At 42.7% G+C, this 246-nt stretch carries 1 protein-coding gene; it reads left to right on the plus strand.

Annotated elements, in window-relative coordinates:
- On the plus strand, positions 1-246 hold a 246-nt coding region (locus LQ673_RS14765; protein WP_239705922.1), incomplete at both ends, for a Rib/alpha-like domain-containing protein.

Below are 246 nucleotides of genomic sequence, written 5' to 3' on the forward strand. Positions count from 1 at the left end.
ATGCTTATGAACCAACAACAGACGGTGTAACAAAAGACAATGGCACACCAACGACAACAGACGATGTAACAGGTTCAGTGACAATCCCAGACTATCCAGCGGATAAAGAACAACCAACAATTACGGTGGATGACGAAACACAATTACCAGATGGTAACACACCAGGCACAACAGAAGTAGATGTGACAGTGACATATCCAGATGGAACAGAAGATCACATAAAAGTACCTGTAACAGTAGGAGAAC

The sequence above is a fragment of the Mammaliicoccus sp. O-M54 genome (assembly GCF_022386035.1).
GTDB lineage: Bacteria > Bacillota > Bacilli > Staphylococcales > Staphylococcaceae > Mammaliicoccus > Mammaliicoccus sciuri_A.